Origin of the sequence: Pantoea piersonii, assembly GCF_003612015.1 — a bacterium.
GTDB lineage: Bacteria > Pseudomonadota > Gammaproteobacteria > Enterobacterales > Enterobacteriaceae > Pantoea > Pantoea piersonii.
In genome coordinates, this window is sequence record NZ_RARB01000004.1 from 104,629 (window position 1) to 122,153 (window position 17,525).

Genomic DNA, 17,525 nt, shown 5'->3' on the forward strand with positions numbered 1-17,525 from the left:
AGCCAATGTTGAATCAAAGTAAAGAATCCCGCACTTCGACCGACGATCTCGCCTTCTTTGTGCGTATCGCTACCCTTGGCAGCCTGACGGCGGCGGCGCGCGATCTCGGTTTATCGCTGGCGGCGGTCAGCAAGCGTCTCAGCCAGCTTGAGCGACGGCTCGGCGTGCAGCTGCTCAGGCGCACCACGCGGCGTCTGGAGCTGACGGCAGAAGGACGCCGCTATCTGGACGGCGCGCGTCCGCTGCTCGATCAGCTGGCGGCGCTGGAGGAGGCGGTAAGCGGCCAGACGCAGACGCTGCGCGGCACGCTGAATATTAACGCCTCGTTCGGCTTCGGCCGCCGCCACGTCGCCGCCTGCGTCTCGGCGTTCGCGGCTCTGCACCCTGATCTGTCGCTTTCGCTGCAGCTCAGCAGCCAGCCGCTCAATTTTCTCGATGCTAACGTGGATATCGATGTGCGCGTCGGCGAACCGCCCGATTCACGGCTGGTGGCGCGTCGGCTGCGCACCAATCCGCGCATCCTTTGCTGCTCACCCGCTTACGCGGCCCGCTGCGGACTGCCCGCCGATATTCATGGACTGGCGCAGCACAACTGCATTCTGCTGCGCCAGCATGAAGGGGATTTTACCCTGTGGCGCTTTGTTAAGGGGGATGAGAGCAGCAGCCAGAAGGTTCGTGGCAGCCTGCTCACTAATGACGGCGAGGTGGCGATGCGCATGGCGCTGGACGGTCACGGCATCCTGCTGCGCTCGTGGTGGGATGCGCAGCACGCCATTGAACGGGGCGAGCTGCTGCACGTTCTGCCGGAATGGCAGGCGCCTGACGGTGATATTTTTGCGGTATGGCAGGCGCAGCGTCAGCTTCCGGCGCGTATTACCGCCTTTGTCGATTTTTTACAGGCGCGTTTACAGCAGGAGGCGTAACGCTGTCGCCGCGGCGGGTTAATATTTACACATTGATTGTTAATGAGTATGATTCTCATTCTTTTTGAGCGCTAACCGCTGCGGATTAACCGGGCGGAGGCGACTCATTTGCTAAGGGAGTCATGCATGAAACCTCTGTTCAGTCCGCGCAACGCCGCGCTTGCTCTGGCGATTGCCGCCGCTTTCGGCCTGACAGCCTGTCAGGCCCCGGCGAAAAAAGTCGAAGCCCCAACCGTCGCCGCGCAGCCCGCCGCTTCTCAGGTGAAACAGCGCAAACTCGCCTTCGGCCTCTATGAGATGGCTTACGCGCCGGGCGCCAAAGCGCTTTACGTCGCCAGCGCTGACGCCTTTAAGGATGTCAGCGGCGGCGTCATCTATCGCCTCGATCCCGCCACGCTGGAGACCACCGGCAAAGGCTATACCGATCTGAAAAACTTCGGTATGACCATGAATGATGACGGCAGCCTGCTCTACGTGACCAACACGCTGGATGGCGGCGTCTCGAAGATCGATCCGGTGAAGGGCAAGGTGCTGGCGCGCACGCTGTTCAGCGAGCGCAACGAGAAGGGATCCCCGTTCGGCGCGCGCGAGATCTTTCTGCATGACGGCCTGCTCTATATCGGTGGCGTGGGCGATCCCGGCGTGATCTGGGTGGTAGACGCGCAGACCATGAAGCTGAAAACCCGTATTAAAAACGCAGGCAAGTGGGTCACCGGCATTATCTATTCCCCCGTCACCGATCGTATTTACGCTGCGAACGGCGGCGGAGAGATCCTGGCGATCAACCCGCGCAGCCATAAGATCGAGAAGCGCCTGACCGCAGGCGACGGCAAAGAGTATCTGCTGCTGAATATGGCGGAAGATCCGGCGACGGGCCGTCTGTTTGTCACCGACAACTCCAAAGCGAAGACCACGCTGGTGTTCGATGAGCGTACGGGCAAGGTGATCAAACGTATCGACGGCGACGCGCTGGGGATTAAATTCAACGCGAAACGCAACGAGATCTATATCAGCCAGCGCGAATCGAAAAAGGTGCTGCAGCTTGACGCCACCACCTATGCGGTGAAAAACAGCTGGTCGTTCGAGGGACATCCCAACAGCCTGCTGGTCACGCCGGATGGTCAGACGCTCTATGTCACCGTCAAGCAGGGCTTCAATAAGGACCACAGCAGCAAAGGTCCGGACAGCGTGGCGCGTATTCAGCTGAACTAAAGCAAAGCGTCGTACGGAATAGCCATGGCGGGCGCAGCGGGTGCCCGAAAACAAAGCGTCCCGCGCTATGGATAACGCGGGACGCGCTGACATCAATGCTGACTTTCGCCTTTTTGCGACGGGATCATGCAACCCGCGTCGGCACGCTGTCAGCTTTTAAGGGGGCGCCGTCAGGCGTCCCTTTTTACTTCTCGACGCCCTGCACCAGCACCACGCGATACTCCGCGCCTTTCAGGCGGTGCGCTTTGGCTTCCTGATATTCCGGGCTGTCATACCAGCCGTGTGCCGCTTCTACCGTCGGGAATTCTAGCACCACAACGCCGTCCGCTTTTGGCCCTTCCAGCGTCTCCAGCTCACCATAAAACGCCAGCGGCGTAACAGGGTGATCGCCGCGCGCTTTGCCCGCCTTTTCGCCGTAGATAGCGAACTCTTCAGGGTTGGTAATTTTGTCGCGAATAAAGATTACATATGCGCTCATTGTCGGCTCCTTTACGCCTGGCGTTTATCTTCGGTGTTGGTATCAAAATCGGATGCGTCGTGACGCTCGTGCAGCTGATCAGCCGGTTCGCCCATCACGCGGTTTACTTTGCGCCCGCGGATCACCGCTGGACGTTCCGCAATCTCCTGCGCCCAGCGCGCCACGTTTTTATAGGATTTCGCATCGAGAAACTCGGTCGCGCCATACTGGTTGTTCAGCACCAGCCCACCGAACCACGGCCAGGTCGCGATATCGGCAATGGTATAGGCGTCGCCGCCGAGGAAGCGGCTCTCCGCCAGACGGCGATCCAGCACGTCGAGCAGGCGCTTGGTCTCAAGCGTATAGCGGTTAATGGCGTATTCGATTTTCTCCGGCGCGTAGTGATAGAAGTGGCCGAAGCCGCCGCCGACGAAGGGCGCTGCGCCCTGTAGCCAGAAGAGCCAGTTCAGCGCTTCGGTACGGCCTGCCAGGTCTTCAGGCAGGAAATGGCCGAACTTATCCGCCAGGTAAAGCAGGATATTGCCGGACTCGAACACGCGCAGCGGCGGGTTCACCGAATGGTCGCTGAGCGCCGGAATTTTTGAGTTCGGGTTGATATCAACAAAGCCGCTACCGAACTGATCGCCTTCGCCGATGCGGATCAGCCAGGCGTCATACTCAGCTTCCCTGACGCCGACCGCCAGCAACTCTTCCAGCAGGATGGTTACTTTCTGGCCGTTCGGCGTGCCGAGCGAGTAGAGCTGCAGTGGATGTTTGCCGACCGGCAGCGCTTTTTCATGGGTCGCGCCTGCGATGGGACGGTTGGTTTTCGCGCCGTTGCCTTTGGCTTCCGGATCCCATTTCCAGACTGTTGCGGGCTGATAACTGTTTTCCGACATAGTGTGGGTTCGCCTTGTTGATGAGAGTTTGTCAGACGTCTCTGAGTGTAGCAGGGCGGATAATTGCGGTTTAACTCTGCTGGCGTTCGCTAATCGACGTTCTCCTGGGTATAGAGCATAAAGTCGACGCGCCCCTCCTCATAAGTAGAAAAATTTCCGCCTTTTTCCAGCTGCTGCAAAAGCAGGTTAAGCGCCAGCTGGGCGTGACGCTGGGTGTTCTGATCGAGCGTTAAGGTGAGGATGCGCTGCTGCAACAGGCGGCGCGTGGTGGCGTACAGTTCATGCGTAATGTAAACCACGTCGCGTTCGCGACGGTGACGCGCCAGCGCCTGCGAAATCTCGCTGTTGCCAAGACCGGTATTATAGATGCCGACAATTGCGGTCGACTCCACCAGCGCCTTCTCCAGCAGTTTGCTGATGCGCTCGCGCTCCTCCTGTCCGGCCAGCACTTCGCGCAGCGCCAGATGCGGGAAGCGCTGCTGCAAAACGTCGCGAAAGCCTTCAATACGCTGGCGATGCGCGCGATAGTCGACGCGGCCGCTGATCATCAGCACCTCGCCCGCGCGGGCCAGCATGCTGCCCATCATCAGCCCGGCGGTGCGTCCGGCTTTAAGCTGATTGATGCCTACATGCAGCAGCCGCTCGGCATCGGGCAGATCGGAAACCAGCGTAATCACCGGCACGTTGCGCGCTTTGCAGTCGCGTAGCGCCTGATAAATCGCAGGATGTTCATGAGCAAAGACCATCAGCCCATCCATCCTGCGGCTGCTGGCGAGAATATGTGCTGCCAGCTTCTCCGGCGCGTTTTCGGCGATAAAGGTGCGCTGCAGGCGCAGGCGGCGATAGCCGAGCGCGTCGGCTAACTGCTGAAAATCCTGCGCCATCTGCTGAAAGAAAAAGGAGTCGTTGCCGCTGAGGATCACTTCGATTTGCCACGGCTGGCGGTGCTCTTCCGGCAGGATGCGGTTAAGGCCCGCCGCGCGCGCTGCGTCCAGTACCTTTTTCGTCATCGCTGGCGACACGCCGCCGCGTTCGTTGAGCACCCTGTCCACGGTCGCTACGCCAACGCCTGCGGCGCGAGCCAGGTTGCTGAGCGTCATTCGCTTCATGCTGAGTGAATTCCATCAATTTCTGCGTTCAGTCAGCCTGACAGAAGGGGCTATTTTGACAAGGCCAACCATCCTGAACTGTGAAGAGGAAACCGAAAATGTTGCCAGTAACTCAACGCGTTGCCCTGATTGGCAGCGGCTTTATCGGCCAGGTTCACGCTGCGAATCTGGCGGCGCACCCTGGCGCGCATCTGGCGCTGGTGTGTGACCTCGACGCGACGCGCGCCGACGCGCTGGCGCAGCGGTATGGCGCGCGTGCTGGCCGCGTCAGCGAGGCGCTTAGTCGCGACGATATCGACGCGGTGCTGATCGCCAGCTCGACGCCGACCCACGCCGACTTTCTGGCGCAGGCGGTGAATGCGGGCAAGGCGGTCTATTGCGAAAAGCCTATCGACCTGTCGCTGGCGAAGGCGCGCGCGGTAGTGGAAAGCATCACGCCGCTGAAGGTGCCGGTTACCGTCGGCTTCAATCGCCGTTTCGACCGCAGTCACCAGCAGCTTAAGCAGCAGATTCAGCAGGGCGCGATTGGCGTGCCGGAGCTGATCCAGATGGCGTGCCGCGCGTCTGAAATGCCGTCGCTAGAATACCTGCGCGCGTCGGGCGGTCAGATGCGCGACCAGGCGATACACTTTTTCGATCTGCTGCGTTTTCTCACCGGCGATGAGGTAGAGGCCATCGGCGCGCTGGGTGCGACGCTGGCGCAGCCTGCGCTGCGCGAACTGGGCGATGTCGATACCTCGGTGCTGATTATGCGGCTTGAACGCGGCGCGCTGGCGCAGCTCGACAACACGCGGCGCACCGCTTACGGCTATGACGAGCGCATCAGCGTGGTGGGATCGAAAGGGATGCTGGCGTCTGAGCCGCAGGCGACGCGCGGCGCGACGCTTTATCAGGCAAGCGGCATCACTCAGCCCGGCCTGTTCCCGGACTGGTTTAGCCGCGTGCGCGACACCTACTACGCCCAGCTGGATGCGTTTCTGCGCCATCTCGGCGGCGAAACGGTGGCGGATCTGCCTGGCCTGATGGATGGTCTACAGGCGCAGGCGATTGCCGAAGCGGCCTGTGAATCGCTGGCCAGCGGGCGTTTCGTTCAGGTGGAGCGGCTGGTGTAAAGCGATTACCGGCTCAGCAGCTCGCGTTCGATCAGCTCACGCGTCTCTACCGCCTGCACCTTCATCTTCTCCGGATAGCCGAACAGCGCGGAGGCGATAATGGATTCGCCGCCCACTTTATAGGTGCGGTTGGCGAAGTCCATCTCGCGCAGCGTCTGGAACAGGGTATCAAAGTCGACTTCGCCTTCGCCGACGCCGACGTGCTGGTGGATCGTGGCGTCCACGCCCGGCGGGTTAACGATATAGCGGCAGTGCTTGGTATGGTTCATGGTATCGGCGATCAGCACGTGGGAAAGATCGTCACCGGCATACTCGAGCATCGGCCTGACGTCGCCTTTACCGTTGTCGTAGAAAAAGGTGTGCGGCACGCTGTAGACATATTTCACGTTGTCGCTGCGGAACGATTTCACCATATCGGCGGTTTCGTTGCTGTTCTCGCAGAAATCCCAAGGATGCGACTGGATTTCAACGCGAATGTTCTCGCGTTCAAAAATCGGCAGCAGCTCTTCCATCGAGCGGTAGAACATCTCTTCGCAAATCTCCGGCTCGTTAGGGTTGCCGGACAGTTCGGTGTTGATCACCTGCACGCCCATTTCAACAGCGATTTCGATCATGCGCTTCCAGTTTTTCACCGCCGCCTGACGACGCAGCTCATCCGGGCCGGACCAGCGATAAACCACGATAAACGAGGAGATCTCTACCCCGGTGGCGTTTAGCGCGTTCTTATATTCGCGCATGATTTCGCGGCTGGCCTTCGGGTGCTTATAGAACGGGTTGATCTGCGGATGGGGCGATTGCTCGATATATTTATATCCCCACTCCGCCACCTGGTGCACCATGCGGGTGATGCCCATATCCCTGATTACATCCACATCAAAAGCGATTTTCATCTTAACTACTCCAGGCTTAAGTTAGCGTTCTTCGTTAAATACCACACCGATCTGCCGACGCGCCTCATCCATCGCGCGCAGCGTCAACAGCGACGTCGCCAGCGAGCGAACCGGCGAATCAGCGAGGCCCTGGCCGACGCACCAAGCGAAATGGTTGATTTCATGGCAGAGCTGCTGGTAGCGGTTAGCGGGTTCTTCCCAGTGCAGCGTGTGACGCCTGTCGCTGGAAACCAGACGGAAGTTGCCAGGCGCGTAGAACTGGCCGTCGAGGTAGAGCGTGGCGTCGCGACCGGCGATCACCGCCGTGCCCGGCGTGTTGCTGAACAGCGTGGTGTGCAGCACTGACTGCATACCCTGCGCATGGGTAAAGATCATCGCGGTCTGGCCGTTGACGCCGCCCGGTGCGGGTTCGCCCTGCGCAATAATGCGCTCTGGCGCGCCGCCGACCAGAATACTAAAGGCGACAAGATAGCTGCCGAGATCGAGCATCGGCCCGCCGGCGAGATCGGCGTTGAAAATACGATGATCCGGGGTAAAAAATTCGCCGTGGTCGGCGATCAGGCTGTGAACTTCGCCCAGCGCGCCATCCGCCAGCAGCTGACGGATAACGTCATATTTCGGCGCGAAGTCGCACCACATCGCCTCCATGCAGAGACGCTGTGCTCGCCGCGCCGCCTGCTGCAGCTCTTCGCCCTGACGCGCGTTGAGCGCCAGCGGTTTTTCAATCAGTACATGTTTTCCTGCCTGCAACACGCGCAGGCCATCGGGAAAATGGTGGTTATGCGGCGTGGCGATATAAACCGCGTCGACATCATCGCGCGCCAGCAGCGCATCGATGCCGCCGCACGCATGTGGAATGGACCATTTATCGGCGAACGCCTGCGCTTTCTCACGGCTGCGTGATGAAACAGCAATCAGCTGCTGGCCGGTGTGGTGGCGCAGCGCGCTGGCAAAGTGATCGGCAATCCAGCCGGGGCCGACAATGCCCCAGCGCAGCGCAGGGATCTGTTGCGCATCGGGCAGTCGCGGAGCAGGTAAGGTAGAGGGAAACATAATATCTCCAGATTTATTCGCGTGTTAATGGAGCGCGGCGGCTAACCGCTTCGTCCGCCAGGCTTTCACTATAGAAAGCCTGCTGCTGCCCTCTCTAACCCTTTGCTGATGGAATCCCATCAACCCTTCTGCTGGCAGAACGGGGAAATTTTTAACAAATGTATTTTCCAAATGAAACACGTTTAGAAATAAATATTTCATTATGCGAAGAGGATCAAATTTATAAGCGCTTTTTTATTAAAGAAGAGGCAGCGGCCGCCGCGTAGAGAGGAGAGCAACAGCGAAATTTCAGCGTCAGCCGGGCGGGGGAAATCGCTGTCACAAGGGATACCAGCGATGAAAATTGTCATGCGCGCAAGGGGCGCGACGCTGGAACGGGCGTGGCGACAGCACTCTGCATGCTGGCATCGTGAAAAGAGCTAAATCAGTTAGTTAATGATTTAAATAGGAAATTTAATGGCATGATGAAGTTAAAAATAACTATGATCGCTATCAAAGAATAAAAATTCCACAGTTGTTTGTTGCGGAAAAAATATTCGATACTCGCGGCAAAGCTACCTGCCAGGAGAGTGATCGTGACCATTCATATCGCCAATGCGCCCTGTAGCTGGGGCGTCGATAACCCTGATAATCCCTTTCTGCCGCCGTGGCAGACCGTACTACGTGAAGCAGCGCAGGCGGGCTACCGCAGCATTGAGCTGGGCCCCTGGCGCTATCTGCCCAGTGATCCTGAGCAACTCAGCCGCGCGTTGAACCAGCACGGCTTGTCGATCGTCGCCGCTACGCTGTTTGACGATCTGGTCAGCGAGGCGAATTTCCCCGCGATGGTCGACCTGACGCATAAGCTGTGTCGAACCCTGTCCCAGATCCCGACCGCAGAGAAGACCCACGGCGACAACGCGCCCGCGCCCTATCTGGTGATAATCGACTTTGGCAACCCTGAACGCGCCAGGCTGGCCGGACAGTTTGAGCGCGCCCCGCGTCTCGGCGCGGCGGAGTGGCAGCGCCTGATGCGCCATATCAGGGAAATCAGCGAGATCGCCTGGCGCGACTACGGCGTGCGACCGGTGATCCATCCGCACGCTGGCGGCTGCATTGAGTTCGCCGACGAGCTGGCGCAGCTGGAACAGGACATTCCGCACCAGGTCGCGGGACTCTGCCTCGATACCGGCCATCTCTATTATGCGGGCATGGACCCCATCGCCGCGCTGCGGCGCTACTGGCATCGCATCGACTATCTCCATTTTAAAGACGTCAACCACGCGGTGTGGCGCGATGTGCTGGCGCGCGGTATCGATTTTTTCAGCGCCTGCGCCGAAGGAGTGATGTGTCCCATCGGGCAGGGCGCTATCGACTATCCGGCAGTGCGCGCTTTTCTGGCCGAGCAGGGCTATCAGGGCTGGATTACCCTGGAGCAGGAACGCGATCCACGCCAGTCCGACACCAGCCTGCGCGACGTCAGTGCCAGCCTGAGCTATCTCAAATCCGTGGGTTTTTAAGGAGCAGAGGATGATTAACGGTACAAAAGCAGTGGATCGCGCCCTGCGCTGGGGCATGGTTGGCGGCGGCGGCACCAGCCAGATTGGCTATATTCATCGTTCTGCGGCGCTGCGCGACGGCAACTTCAGGCTACTGGCGGGCGCGTTCGATATCGATGCCGAGCGGGGCCGCGCTTTCGGCACCTCGCTGGGCGTTGTGGCCGAACGCTGCTATCCCGACTATGAAACGCTGTTCGCCGCGGAAGCGGCGCGCGAGGATGGCATTGAAGCGGTCTCTGTCGCCACGCCCAATAACACCCACTTCGCCATCTGCCGCGCAGCGCTCAATGCCGGACTGCATGTCGTCTGCGAAAAGCCGCTCTGCTTTACCACGCAGGAGGCGGACGAGCTGGAGCGGCTATGCAAAGCGAAAAACAAGCTGATCGGCGTGACCTATGGCTACGCGGGACACCAGCTGATCCAGCAGGCGCGGGAGATGATCGCGCAGGGAATGCTGGGAGAGATCCGCATCGTCAATATGCAGTTCGCCCACGGCTTTCATCATGAAGCCGTGGAGTTGCAAAATCCCAGCACGCGCTGGCGCGTCGATCCCCGATTTGTCGGGCCCAGCTATGTACTGGGCGATCTGGCGACCCATCCGCTGTTTCTCGCTGAAACCATGGCGCCGCAGCTGAAAGTCAAACGGCTGCTCTGCTCGCGGCAGAGCTTTATCGCCTCGCGCGCGCCGCTGGAAGATAACGCCTTTGTAATGATGGAGTACGACAATGGCGCGGTCGGCACGCTCTGGGCGTCGGCAGTAAACTGCGGGTCGATGCATGGCCAGAAGATCCGTATTGTCGGCGCGAAGGCGAGTCTGGAGTGGTGGGACGAACAGCCTAATCAGCTGCGCTACGAAGTGCAGGGCGAACCGGTGCGTATTCTTGAGCGCGGCATGCCGTACCTGACGCCGCGCGCGCTGGAAGAGGACCGCATTGGCGGCGGCCATCCTGAAGGCCTTTTTGAGGCCTGGTCGAATCTCTATCGCCGTTTTGCCCAGGCATTCGCCGCCAGCGATCGCGGTGACACCGCTTTTCTGCAAACCTTCTGGTATCCCGATGTTCATGCCGGTTTAGCGGGCGTGCGCTGGGTCGAGCAGTGCGTTAAATCGGCGGATGCGGGCGCGGTCTGGATTGAGTGTTAGCGGCTCTCTGGCGCGCGCCGTTATCCGGATCCCGATGTGGCGAGGATATTTCGATAACGGGTTCCGCACAAAAGCAAAAACCCCCGCCGAAGCGAGGGTTTCAAATTCGTGGTGCCCGAACCCGGAATCGAACCAGGGACACGGGGATTTTCAATCCCCTGCTCTACCGACTGAGCTATTCGGGCAACGGGGCGCATTAAACCGTAATGGCCGCTTCGCGTCAACGCCTTTCCGGTAAAAAAGCGGGAAAACGTGACTGATTGCCTGATTTTCAGGCAGAAGCGGCAAAACCCTAAGCCAGCGCGCCGTTGGCGCGGCACAGCGCGATGCGCAGCACATCTTCCGCCAGCCGTTTGGCTGTAGCGACATCCTGTACATTACGCTTCACCAGCAGCTTGCTGAGACAGCCTTCCAGGATAAGCTCCAGCTGATCCGCCACCATCGTCGGATTATCCAGCCCCAGCTCCACCAGAATGCTATGGGTGAAGTGCCAGGAGGCCTGTTTCTGCTGTTCGGCAATCTGATGCACCGGCTGATCCGGCTGCGGATAAAAGCTGCAGGCCGCAATAAACAGGCAGCCAGGATAGCGCCCCTTTTGCACCTGTTCGCTCAGCACCTGATAGCGCGCCAGCAGCTTCTGCTCGCCGTCGAACTTATCGCTGAGCAAAACCTGGCGCCGCCAGCTGTCGATCTGCTGGCCGTGATAGCGCAGCGCATCGTAGAGCAGGGCATCGCTATCGGGCCAGAATTTCTCTAGCTGCGCCAGCGACAGTTCGCTGTCGGCAGACAGCTGCGGTAGTAATGACGTCGTCGCCGCCAGTCCATTTTTTTCGAGCACGTTCAACGTATGCTCGAGTATCTGTTCACGCTGCAAGTGACGTCTCCTCTCTGTACGAGTCCGCCTGTGGCGGAGTTACTCCAGTGTCGTTTAGCGCGTCCGATTCTGCAAATGCGCGCGGAAATCCTCAGCGTTGAGGAAGCCCGTCACGCGAGAATCCGGGATCTCACGGCCCTGCGCATCAAAAAACAGAATGGTCGGCAGGCCGAGCACCTGAAGATGCTGCAACAGGGCGTTATCCGTGGCGTTATTCGCGGTTACGTTGGCCTGCAACAGCTGAAAATGACTCAGCGCTTCGCGCACGCCCGGATCGCTAAAGGTGTATTTTTCAAACTCCTTGCATGCCACGCACCAGTCAGCATAGAGATCGACCATGGTGACGCGGCCGTTAGCCTGCCGCAGCGCCTCGTCCAGCTGCGGCGCAGAGGCGATGCGCTGAAAGGGTAGCTGCGCTGCCGTCTGCGAGGCGGCAGGCGCGTTCCAGACCCACTCCTGTAACGGGCGGGCGCTGATTAGCGCCGCGGCCAGCATCACCATCTGCAGGATACGCCATTTGCCGCCGTGGCCGCGCAGGCTGCTGCAAAACGCCCAGGCGAAGCCAGCGACGCCCAGCGCGCTCCAGAGCCGCGCTCCCCAGAGATCGCCCAGTACGCGCTCCAGTAAAAAGACCGGCAGCGCAAGAATAACGAAGCCAAAGCCTTGCTTGACCGTCTGCATCCAGGGACCGCTTTTCGGCAGCAGGCGGTTGCCGAATACCGTCACCGCAATCAGCGGCAGGCCCATGCCCATCGCGTAGAGCCACAGCGTGCCCGCACCGGCCCAGAGATTGCCGCTCTGGGCGATATAGAGCAGGATGGCGCTGAGCGGCGCAGTGGTGCAGGGCGAGCAGATCAGCCCCGCCAGCGCGCCCATCAGGAAGACGCCGGGCAGCGAACCGCCCTGCTGGCGATTGCTCCAGAGCGTCAGGCGCGTCTGGACGCTGGCGGGAAGCTGCAGCTGGAACAGACCAAACATCGAAAGCGCCAGCAGGGTGAAAATCAGCGACAGACCGATCAGGACATAGGGATGCTGCAGTGCCGCCTGAAAGCGCAGGCCCGCCGCCGCAACCACCACGCCCAGCAGCGTATAGGTGAGCGCCATGCCCAGGACATAGACTAACGCCAGGCTAAACAGCCGCAGCAGAGAGCCGCTGCGCTGGCCGCCGAGGATAATCCCGGCGATCAGGGGATACATCGGCAGCACGCAGGGGGTAAAGGCGACGCCGATGCCAATCAACAGCGCCCAGAGCGGCGAGAAGGGCAGCGGCGTTGCGGGAGCGGGCGAGGCGCTGACCGCTGACGGCGCCGCGTCGGCGGCCACCGGCGTTAGCGGAATGGTGCGCGTTTCCGGCGGATAGCAGAAGCCTGCCGCCGCGCAGCCCTGATAGGTCACGACAAGGCTGGCGCCGCTGGCGGCCTGCTGTAGCTGTACCGGCACGCGGAGATCCTGCGGATAGATTTCGCTTTTGCCGTAGAACTCATCCTCATGCGGCTGGCCTGGCGGCAGCGCCACTGGCGCTATCTGTGCCTGGCGCGCGCTGACATGAATCTGCTGTCGGTAAAGGTAGTAACCCTCTTTGACTTTCCAGCTGAGGGTCAACTGATGGCCCTGCTGGCTGAAATCGAAGGCAAACGCCTGCTCCACAGGAACAAAGCGGCTATTGCCGTTAGAGGTGAAAATCGACGCCTGCGTCGGCAGCGCAATAAACAGCGCCAGCACAAAGGCGATCAGGCAAGAGATGCGTGCAGCCATGACAAGTATTCACTGTCTCCATGTTGAACCGGTAGCGCCAGCAGCTCAGGCACATCATAAGGATGTTCGCGCTTAAGCAGATCCATCAGCGCCTGCTGGTGCGTCGTATCGCTTTTTAACAGCAGCTGAACTTCGCTAGCCTGCTCAAGTTTGCCTTGCCAGACGTAAAGCGAAGTTGCGCCGGGCAGCAGCGTAACGCAGGCGGCAAGCTTCGCTTCCAGCGCCTGGGCGGCGAGCCGACGCGCGCAGGCTTCATCCGGCGCGGTACAAAGAATCACAACGGCGTTCATTGCGTCGCTCCTGTTGCGGAAAGCGAGGATGATAGCACGCGCGCGGCGCTTCAGGCTTTACAGGTTGTAACGGCGCTACAGCACCAGACCGCCAATCAAAAAGCCAAACAGCACCGAAAGCGCAATCGCCAGCACGCCGGGCACGATAAAGGCGTGATTGAAAACATAGTTGCCGATCCGCGTCGAGCCGGTATCGTCCATCTCGACGGCGGCGAGCAGCGTCGGATAGGTCGGCAGCACGAACAGCGCGGAAACGGCGGCGAAGGAAGCGATAGCGGTATGCGGCGAAACGCCCAGCAGCAGCGCGGCGGGCATCAGCGCTTTGGTGGTCGCCGCCTGCGAATAGAGCAGCATTGAGGCGAAAAAGAGTGCCACCGCCAGCAGCCAGGGCGCCTGTTGCAACAGACCACCCGCCAGCTGCTGGATCTCGCCGATATGCGCTTTGACGAAGGTGTCGCCGAGCCAGGCGACGCCCATCACGCAGACGCAGGCGCTCATGCCCGACTTAAAAGTGCTGGCGCTGAGGATGGCGCTGGTGTCGATTTTGCAGCTCAGCGAGATGAGCGTTGCGATGGTCAGCATAAACACCACTATCGCTTCGTTGCGCGGCAGCGGCGGATCGGCAATTAATCCCACTCCATCGCTGATAGCGGTGGCGTAGAGCACCACGGCGACGATACCGACCAGAAATAGCAGCACCGACCGTTTTGCGCCCGGCTTCTCTTCATAACGGCTGGCCCCACGCAGGCGCACTTCGCCTTTGGCGAGGCGCGCCTGGTAAACCTCATCTTCATGCAGTTCTTTGCCGAGGAAGTTGGTCACCAGCGCCGCGAGAAACAGGCCGATCATCGTCGAGGGGATCGCGACCGCCAGCAGGGAGATATAGCCGACGCCGCGCGGCTCCAGCAGGGAGGCGAAGAAGACCACCGCGGCGGAGAGCGGCGAAGCGGTAATGGCGATCTGCGAGGCGACCACGGCGATAGAGAGCGGACGCGACGGGCGAACGCCTTGCTCTTTCGCGACTTCGGCAATGACCGGCAGCGTCGAGAAGGCGGTATGGCCGGTGCCAGCCAGCAGCGTCATCATATAGGTTACCAGCGGCGCCAACAGGGTGACGTAGCGCGGATGACGGCGCAGCAGCCTTTCTGCCAGGCTGACCAGATAATCCATACCGCCCGCTACCTGCATCGCGGCGATAGCAGCGATCACCGCCATAATAATTTCAATGACATCAAAAGGGATCGCGCCCGGCTTCAGCCCACAGACCAGCGTCAGCGCCAGCACGCCCAGACCGCCCGCGAAGCCGATACCGATCCCGCCCAGACGCGCGCCCAACCAGATCGCCAGCAGGACGATCGCTAATTCAACGACGATCATTCGTCACCTCATCAGAATGAAAAGAGCCGGTTATGTACCAAATAAAAAGGCGCGCCGTGTTGATCGCGGCGCGCCTTTCTTATTATTACGTAAAAGAGTTACTGTTCGTTTTCGTCAGTGTAGCGACGGGCTTTATAAACCGGGTACATCAGGTTCTGCACCGAGAAAATGTCGTCCAGCTCGCTTTCGGTCAACAGACCGCGCTCCAGCACGACTTCGCGCACGCTTTTACCTGTCTCCGCGCAGATCTTGCCAACGATATCGCCGTTGTGGTGACCAATGTACGGGTTGAGGTAGGTCACGATGCCGATAGAGTTGAAGACATAGGCTTCGCATACCGCTTTGTTGGCGGTGATGCCGTTGATGCATTTTTCCAGCAGGTTGTAGCAGGCGTTGGTCAGGATGCTGATTGACTCAAACAGCGCCTGGCCGATCACCGGCTCCATTACGTTGAGCTGTAGCTGACCCGCTTCCGCTGCCATGGTCAACGTGGTGTCGTTGCCGATCACCTTGAAGCAAACCTGGTTAACCACTTCTGGCACTACCGGGTTGACCTTAGCGGGCATGATCGAGGAGCCAGCCTGCAGCTCTGGCAGATTGATCTCGTTAAGGCCCGCGCGCGGACCGGAAGAGAGCAGGCGCAGGTCGTTACAGATCTTCGACAGCTTCACCGCCAGACGCTTCAGCGAAGAGTGCACCATCACGTAGGCGCCGCAGTCCGAGGTCGCTTCGATCAGATCTTCCGCCGGCACCACCGGCAGGTTGCTGACTTCGGCGAGACGCTGGACCGCCAGTTGCTGATAGCCGTCCGGCGTGTTCAGACGCGTGCCGATCGCCGTAGCGCCGAGGTTCACTTCCAGCAGCAGCTCGGCGGTGCGCAGAATGCTGCGCGTCTCTTCGTTCAGCAGGACGTGAAAAGCGTGAAACTCCTGGCCCAGCGTCATCGGCACCGCGTCCTGCAGCTGCGTGCGGCCCATCTTGAGAATGGTCTCGAACTCCGCCGCTTTGCGCTCGAAGCCTTCACCCAGCTCTTTAATGGCGTCCAGCAGCTTCAGGATCGAGCTGTAGACCGCGATGCGAAAACCGGTGGGGTAGGCGTCGTTGGTGGACTGGCACTTATTGACGTGATCGTTCGGGTTGAGGAACTGGTATTCGCCTTTCTGATGGCCCATCAGCTCCAGCCCGATATTAGCCAGCACTTCGTTGGTGTTCATATTGACCGAGGTGCCCGCGCCGCCCTGATAGACGTCGACCGGAAATTGATCCATGCACTTGCCGTTGTTCAGCACCTCGTCACAGGCCTGAATAATGGTATTGGCGATATTGCGCGGGATGGTCTGCAGCTCTTTATTGGCGAGCGCGGCGGCCTTTTTCACCATCACCATACCGCGCACGAATTCGGGAATATCGCTGATTTTACTGTTGCTGATACGGAAATTTTCAATCGCACGCAGAGTATGAACGCCATAGTAGGCATCGGCGGGGACTTCACGCATGCCTAGCAGGTCTTCTTCGATACGAATGTTGTTCGCCATGATAACCTTCTTGTTATTGGCCGCTTGCGCTGGCGCCATCCATCACAGGTGATGTATTGATTTGTCGTGGAAAGCCGGAGCGGACAGTGTATCCGCCTCGCCACCGGCGCGCACGATCATATGCTGCCGTCGGGCTAAAGCGCGAGCCTGGATACGTATCCGTGCACCAATTATCGTCGCAATAACCGCGATATGTGATATCGCGCACAAATTTAACCCTACTGTAAATATTTGAAAACAGCGGTTGAATTCGCCGCGCCACAGGCCCATCTCATGGCTATGCCGTTTAACAGGGCATTTTTCGCTGTCTGCCTGACGCAGAGCAGCCCGACTAAAAGGAGAATACGGTGCGCTGGTTACCGTTAATCATTATTTTTGCGCTCGCCTGGATTGAGATCACGCTGTTTATTCAGGTGGCTCACGCGCTGGGCGTGTTGCTGACCATGCTGCTGGTGATTTTCACCTCGGCGATTGGCGTGTCGCTGGTGAAAAACCAGGGCATGAAAAACTTTATGCTGATGCAGGAGAAGCTGGCGCGCAACGAGAGTCCGGCTGAAGAGATGATCAAAAGCGTATCGCTGATTATCGCCGGTTTCCTGCTGTTGCTGCCCGGTTTCTTTACCGATTTTCTCGGCCTGCTGCTGCTGTTGCCGCCAGTGCAGAAACATCTGACGCTTAAACTGATGCCGCACCTGCGCGTCTGGCGCGGGCCGGGCGCTGGCCCTGACGGCGGATTTACCGTTGATGGCGAATATGAACGTAAGGAGAGCGATCGTATCGGCCATGACGATCGTCGCGATCGTTAAAGGCGCCCTAAAGAGAAGCGTGACCTGCGGGCCACGCTTTTTTTATGCGCGGCGCTAAAAGCGCCGCTGTTGCGCAAAAAACAGGCAGTTGTCATAACCAGGTAAAAAAAATTGTCCTGCCGCCCCTTGAAAGCGATTTTGTCCGACCCTATCTCTTGCACCACGAGGCCGGAAGCCCTGCAGCCCGGCGTTCAACCCAAAAATGAATGATTGGACTTCTCAAAGGAGAGCTATCTAATGAAAATTCGTCCGTTGCACGATCGCGTTATCGTCAAGCGTAAAGAAGTTGAAGCTAAATCTGCTGGCGGCATCGTTCTGACCGGCTCTGCAGCAGGCAAATCAACCCGTGGCGAAGTACTGGCCGTGGGCAATGGTCGCATCCTGGAAAATGGCGATGTGAAGCCGCTGGACGTCAAAGTGGGCGACCTGGTGATCTTTAGCGAAGGTTACGGCGCAAAAACCGAAAAGATCGACAACGAAGAAGTGCTGATCATCTCTGAAAGCGACATTCTGGCGATTGTTGAAGCGTAATTACGCGAAATTCACTGAACGAA

The 17,525-nt window shown here is 59.3% G+C and carries 17 protein-coding genes and 1 tRNA gene; 7 read left to right on the plus strand and 11 right to left on the minus strand.

The features are described from left to right. Window positions 1-5 precede the first annotated feature (5 nt). Window positions 6-923 (plus strand): LysR family transcriptional regulator, encoded by a 918-nt coding sequence (locus D7S44_RS12420; RefSeq protein WP_120455278.1) that lies wholly within the window; start codon window positions 6-8, stop codon window positions 921-923. A gap of 126 nt (window positions 924-1,049) precedes the next feature. Then, complete coding sequence (locus tag D7S44_RS12425; protein ID WP_120455280.1) at window positions 1,050-2,135, plus strand: YncE family protein; 1,086 nt, start codon at window positions 1,050-1,052, stop codon at window positions 2,133-2,135. A gap of 184 nt (window positions 2,136-2,319) precedes the next feature. On the opposite strand, the gene D7S44_RS12430 is transcribed toward D7S44_RS12425, so the two are convergent. From D7S44_RS12430 to D7S44_RS12440, 3 genes are all read right to left on the minus strand, one after another. After that, window positions 2,320-2,613 carry a DUF1330 domain-containing protein gene (locus tag D7S44_RS12430; protein WP_120455282.1) on the minus strand — a complete coding sequence of 98 codons (294 nt, stop codon included), beginning with the start codon at window positions 2,611-2,613 and terminating at the stop codon, window positions 2,320-2,322. An 11-nt stretch (window positions 2,614-2,624) separates the two neighbouring features. Next, the gene (gene yghU, locus D7S44_RS12435; protein ID WP_120455284.1) at window positions 2,625-3,491 is read right to left on the minus strand and encodes a glutathione-dependent disulfide-bond oxidoreductase; all 867 of its coding nucleotides are present in this window, start codon (window positions 3,489-3,491) and stop codon (window positions 2,625-2,627) included. Window positions 3,492-3,580: 89 nt separating this feature from the next. Beyond that, window positions 3,581-4,600: a LacI family DNA-binding transcriptional regulator gene (locus tag D7S44_RS12440; RefSeq protein WP_120455285.1), complete on the minus strand. Its 1,020-nt coding sequence runs from the start codon at window positions 4,598-4,600 to the stop codon at window positions 3,581-3,583. Between the two features lie 98 nt (window positions 4,601-4,698). On the opposite strand from D7S44_RS12440, the gene D7S44_RS12445 reads away from it, so the two are divergent. Next, window positions 4,699-5,712 (plus strand): Gfo/Idh/MocA family protein, encoded by a 1,014-nt coding sequence (locus D7S44_RS12445; RefSeq protein WP_120455287.1) that lies wholly within the window; start codon window positions 4,699-4,701, stop codon window positions 5,710-5,712. A gap of 5 nt (window positions 5,713-5,717) precedes the next feature. Here the strand turns inward: D7S44_RS12445 and D7S44_RS12450 are convergent, their stop codons facing one another. Then, window positions 5,718-6,602, minus strand: a complete 885-nt coding sequence (locus tag D7S44_RS12450; RefSeq protein ID WP_120455289.1) for a sugar phosphate isomerase/epimerase family protein — start codon at window positions 6,600-6,602, stop codon at window positions 5,718-5,720. Window positions 6,603-6,623: 21 nt separating this feature from the next. Then, entirely contained in the window at window positions 6,624-7,655 is a 1,032-nt protein-coding gene (locus D7S44_RS12455; protein WP_120455290.1) for a Gfo/Idh/MocA family protein, read from the minus strand. Between the two features lie 575 nt (window positions 7,656-8,230). Between D7S44_RS12455 and D7S44_RS12460 the strand changes: the two genes are divergently transcribed. Together D7S44_RS12460 and D7S44_RS12465 are read left to right on the plus strand one after the other, a co-directional pair. Beyond that, the gene (locus tag D7S44_RS12460) at window positions 8,231-9,154 is read left to right on the plus strand and encodes a TIM barrel protein (RefSeq protein ID WP_120455292.1); all 924 of its coding nucleotides are present in this window, start codon (window positions 8,231-8,233) and stop codon (window positions 9,152-9,154) included. A gap of 10 nt (window positions 9,155-9,164) precedes the next feature. Then, a complete protein-coding gene (locus D7S44_RS12465) occupies window positions 9,165-10,334 on the plus strand; it encodes a Gfo/Idh/MocA family protein (RefSeq protein ID WP_120455294.1) in 1,170 nt (389 codons plus the stop codon). A gap of 109 nt (window positions 10,335-10,443) precedes the next feature. Here the strand turns inward: D7S44_RS12465 and D7S44_RS12470 are convergent. From D7S44_RS12470 to aspA, 6 genes are all read right to left on the minus strand, one after another. Next, window positions 10,444-10,519: transfer RNA gene (locus tag D7S44_RS12470), tRNA-Phe, on the minus strand. Window positions 10,520-10,626: 107 nt separating this feature from the next. Further along, a complete protein-coding gene (gene dicD, locus D7S44_RS12475; RefSeq protein ID WP_120455295.1) occupies window positions 10,627-11,208 on the minus strand; it encodes a division control transcriptional repressor DicD in 582 nt (193 codons plus the stop codon). Between the two features lie 54 nt (window positions 11,209-11,262). After that, window positions 11,263-12,963, minus strand: a complete 1,701-nt coding sequence (locus D7S44_RS12480) for a protein-disulfide reductase DsbD (protein ID WP_120455297.1) — start codon at window positions 12,961-12,963, stop codon at window positions 11,263-11,265. Continuing rightward, window positions 12,939-13,253, minus strand: coding sequence for a divalent cation tolerance protein CutA (gene cutA / locus D7S44_RS12485; protein ID WP_120455299.1), 315 nt, complete (start codon window positions 13,251-13,253; stop codon window positions 12,939-12,941). The genes D7S44_RS12480 and cutA overlap by 25 nt, the downstream gene beginning before the upstream one ends. Window positions 13,254-13,328: 75 nt before the next feature. Further along, window positions 13,329-14,630 carry an anaerobic C4-dicarboxylate transporter gene (locus D7S44_RS12490; RefSeq protein WP_120455300.1) on the minus strand — a complete coding sequence of 434 codons (1,302 nt, stop codon included), beginning with the start codon at window positions 14,628-14,630 and terminating at the stop codon, window positions 13,329-13,331. A gap of 98 nt (window positions 14,631-14,728) precedes the next feature. Further along, on the minus strand, window positions 14,729-16,165 hold the full coding sequence (gene aspA, locus D7S44_RS12495; RefSeq protein ID WP_120455882.1) for an aspartate ammonia-lyase: 1,437 nt from the start codon (window positions 16,163-16,165) through the stop codon (window positions 14,729-14,731). Between the two features lie 347 nt (window positions 16,166-16,512). On the opposite strand from aspA, the gene D7S44_RS12500 reads away from it, so the two are divergent. Together D7S44_RS12500 and D7S44_RS12505 are read left to right on the plus strand one after the other, a co-directional pair. Further along, window positions 16,513-16,971, plus strand: a complete 459-nt coding sequence (locus D7S44_RS12500) for an FxsA family protein (RefSeq protein ID WP_120455302.1) — start codon at window positions 16,513-16,515, stop codon at window positions 16,969-16,971. A 237-nt stretch (window positions 16,972-17,208) separates the two neighbouring features. Next, window positions 17,209-17,502 carry a co-chaperone GroES gene (locus D7S44_RS12505; RefSeq protein WP_021507766.1) on the plus strand — a complete coding sequence of 98 codons (294 nt, stop codon included), beginning with the start codon at window positions 17,209-17,211 and terminating at the stop codon, window positions 17,500-17,502. The last annotated feature ends 23 nt before the right edge of the window (window positions 17,503-17,525 follow it).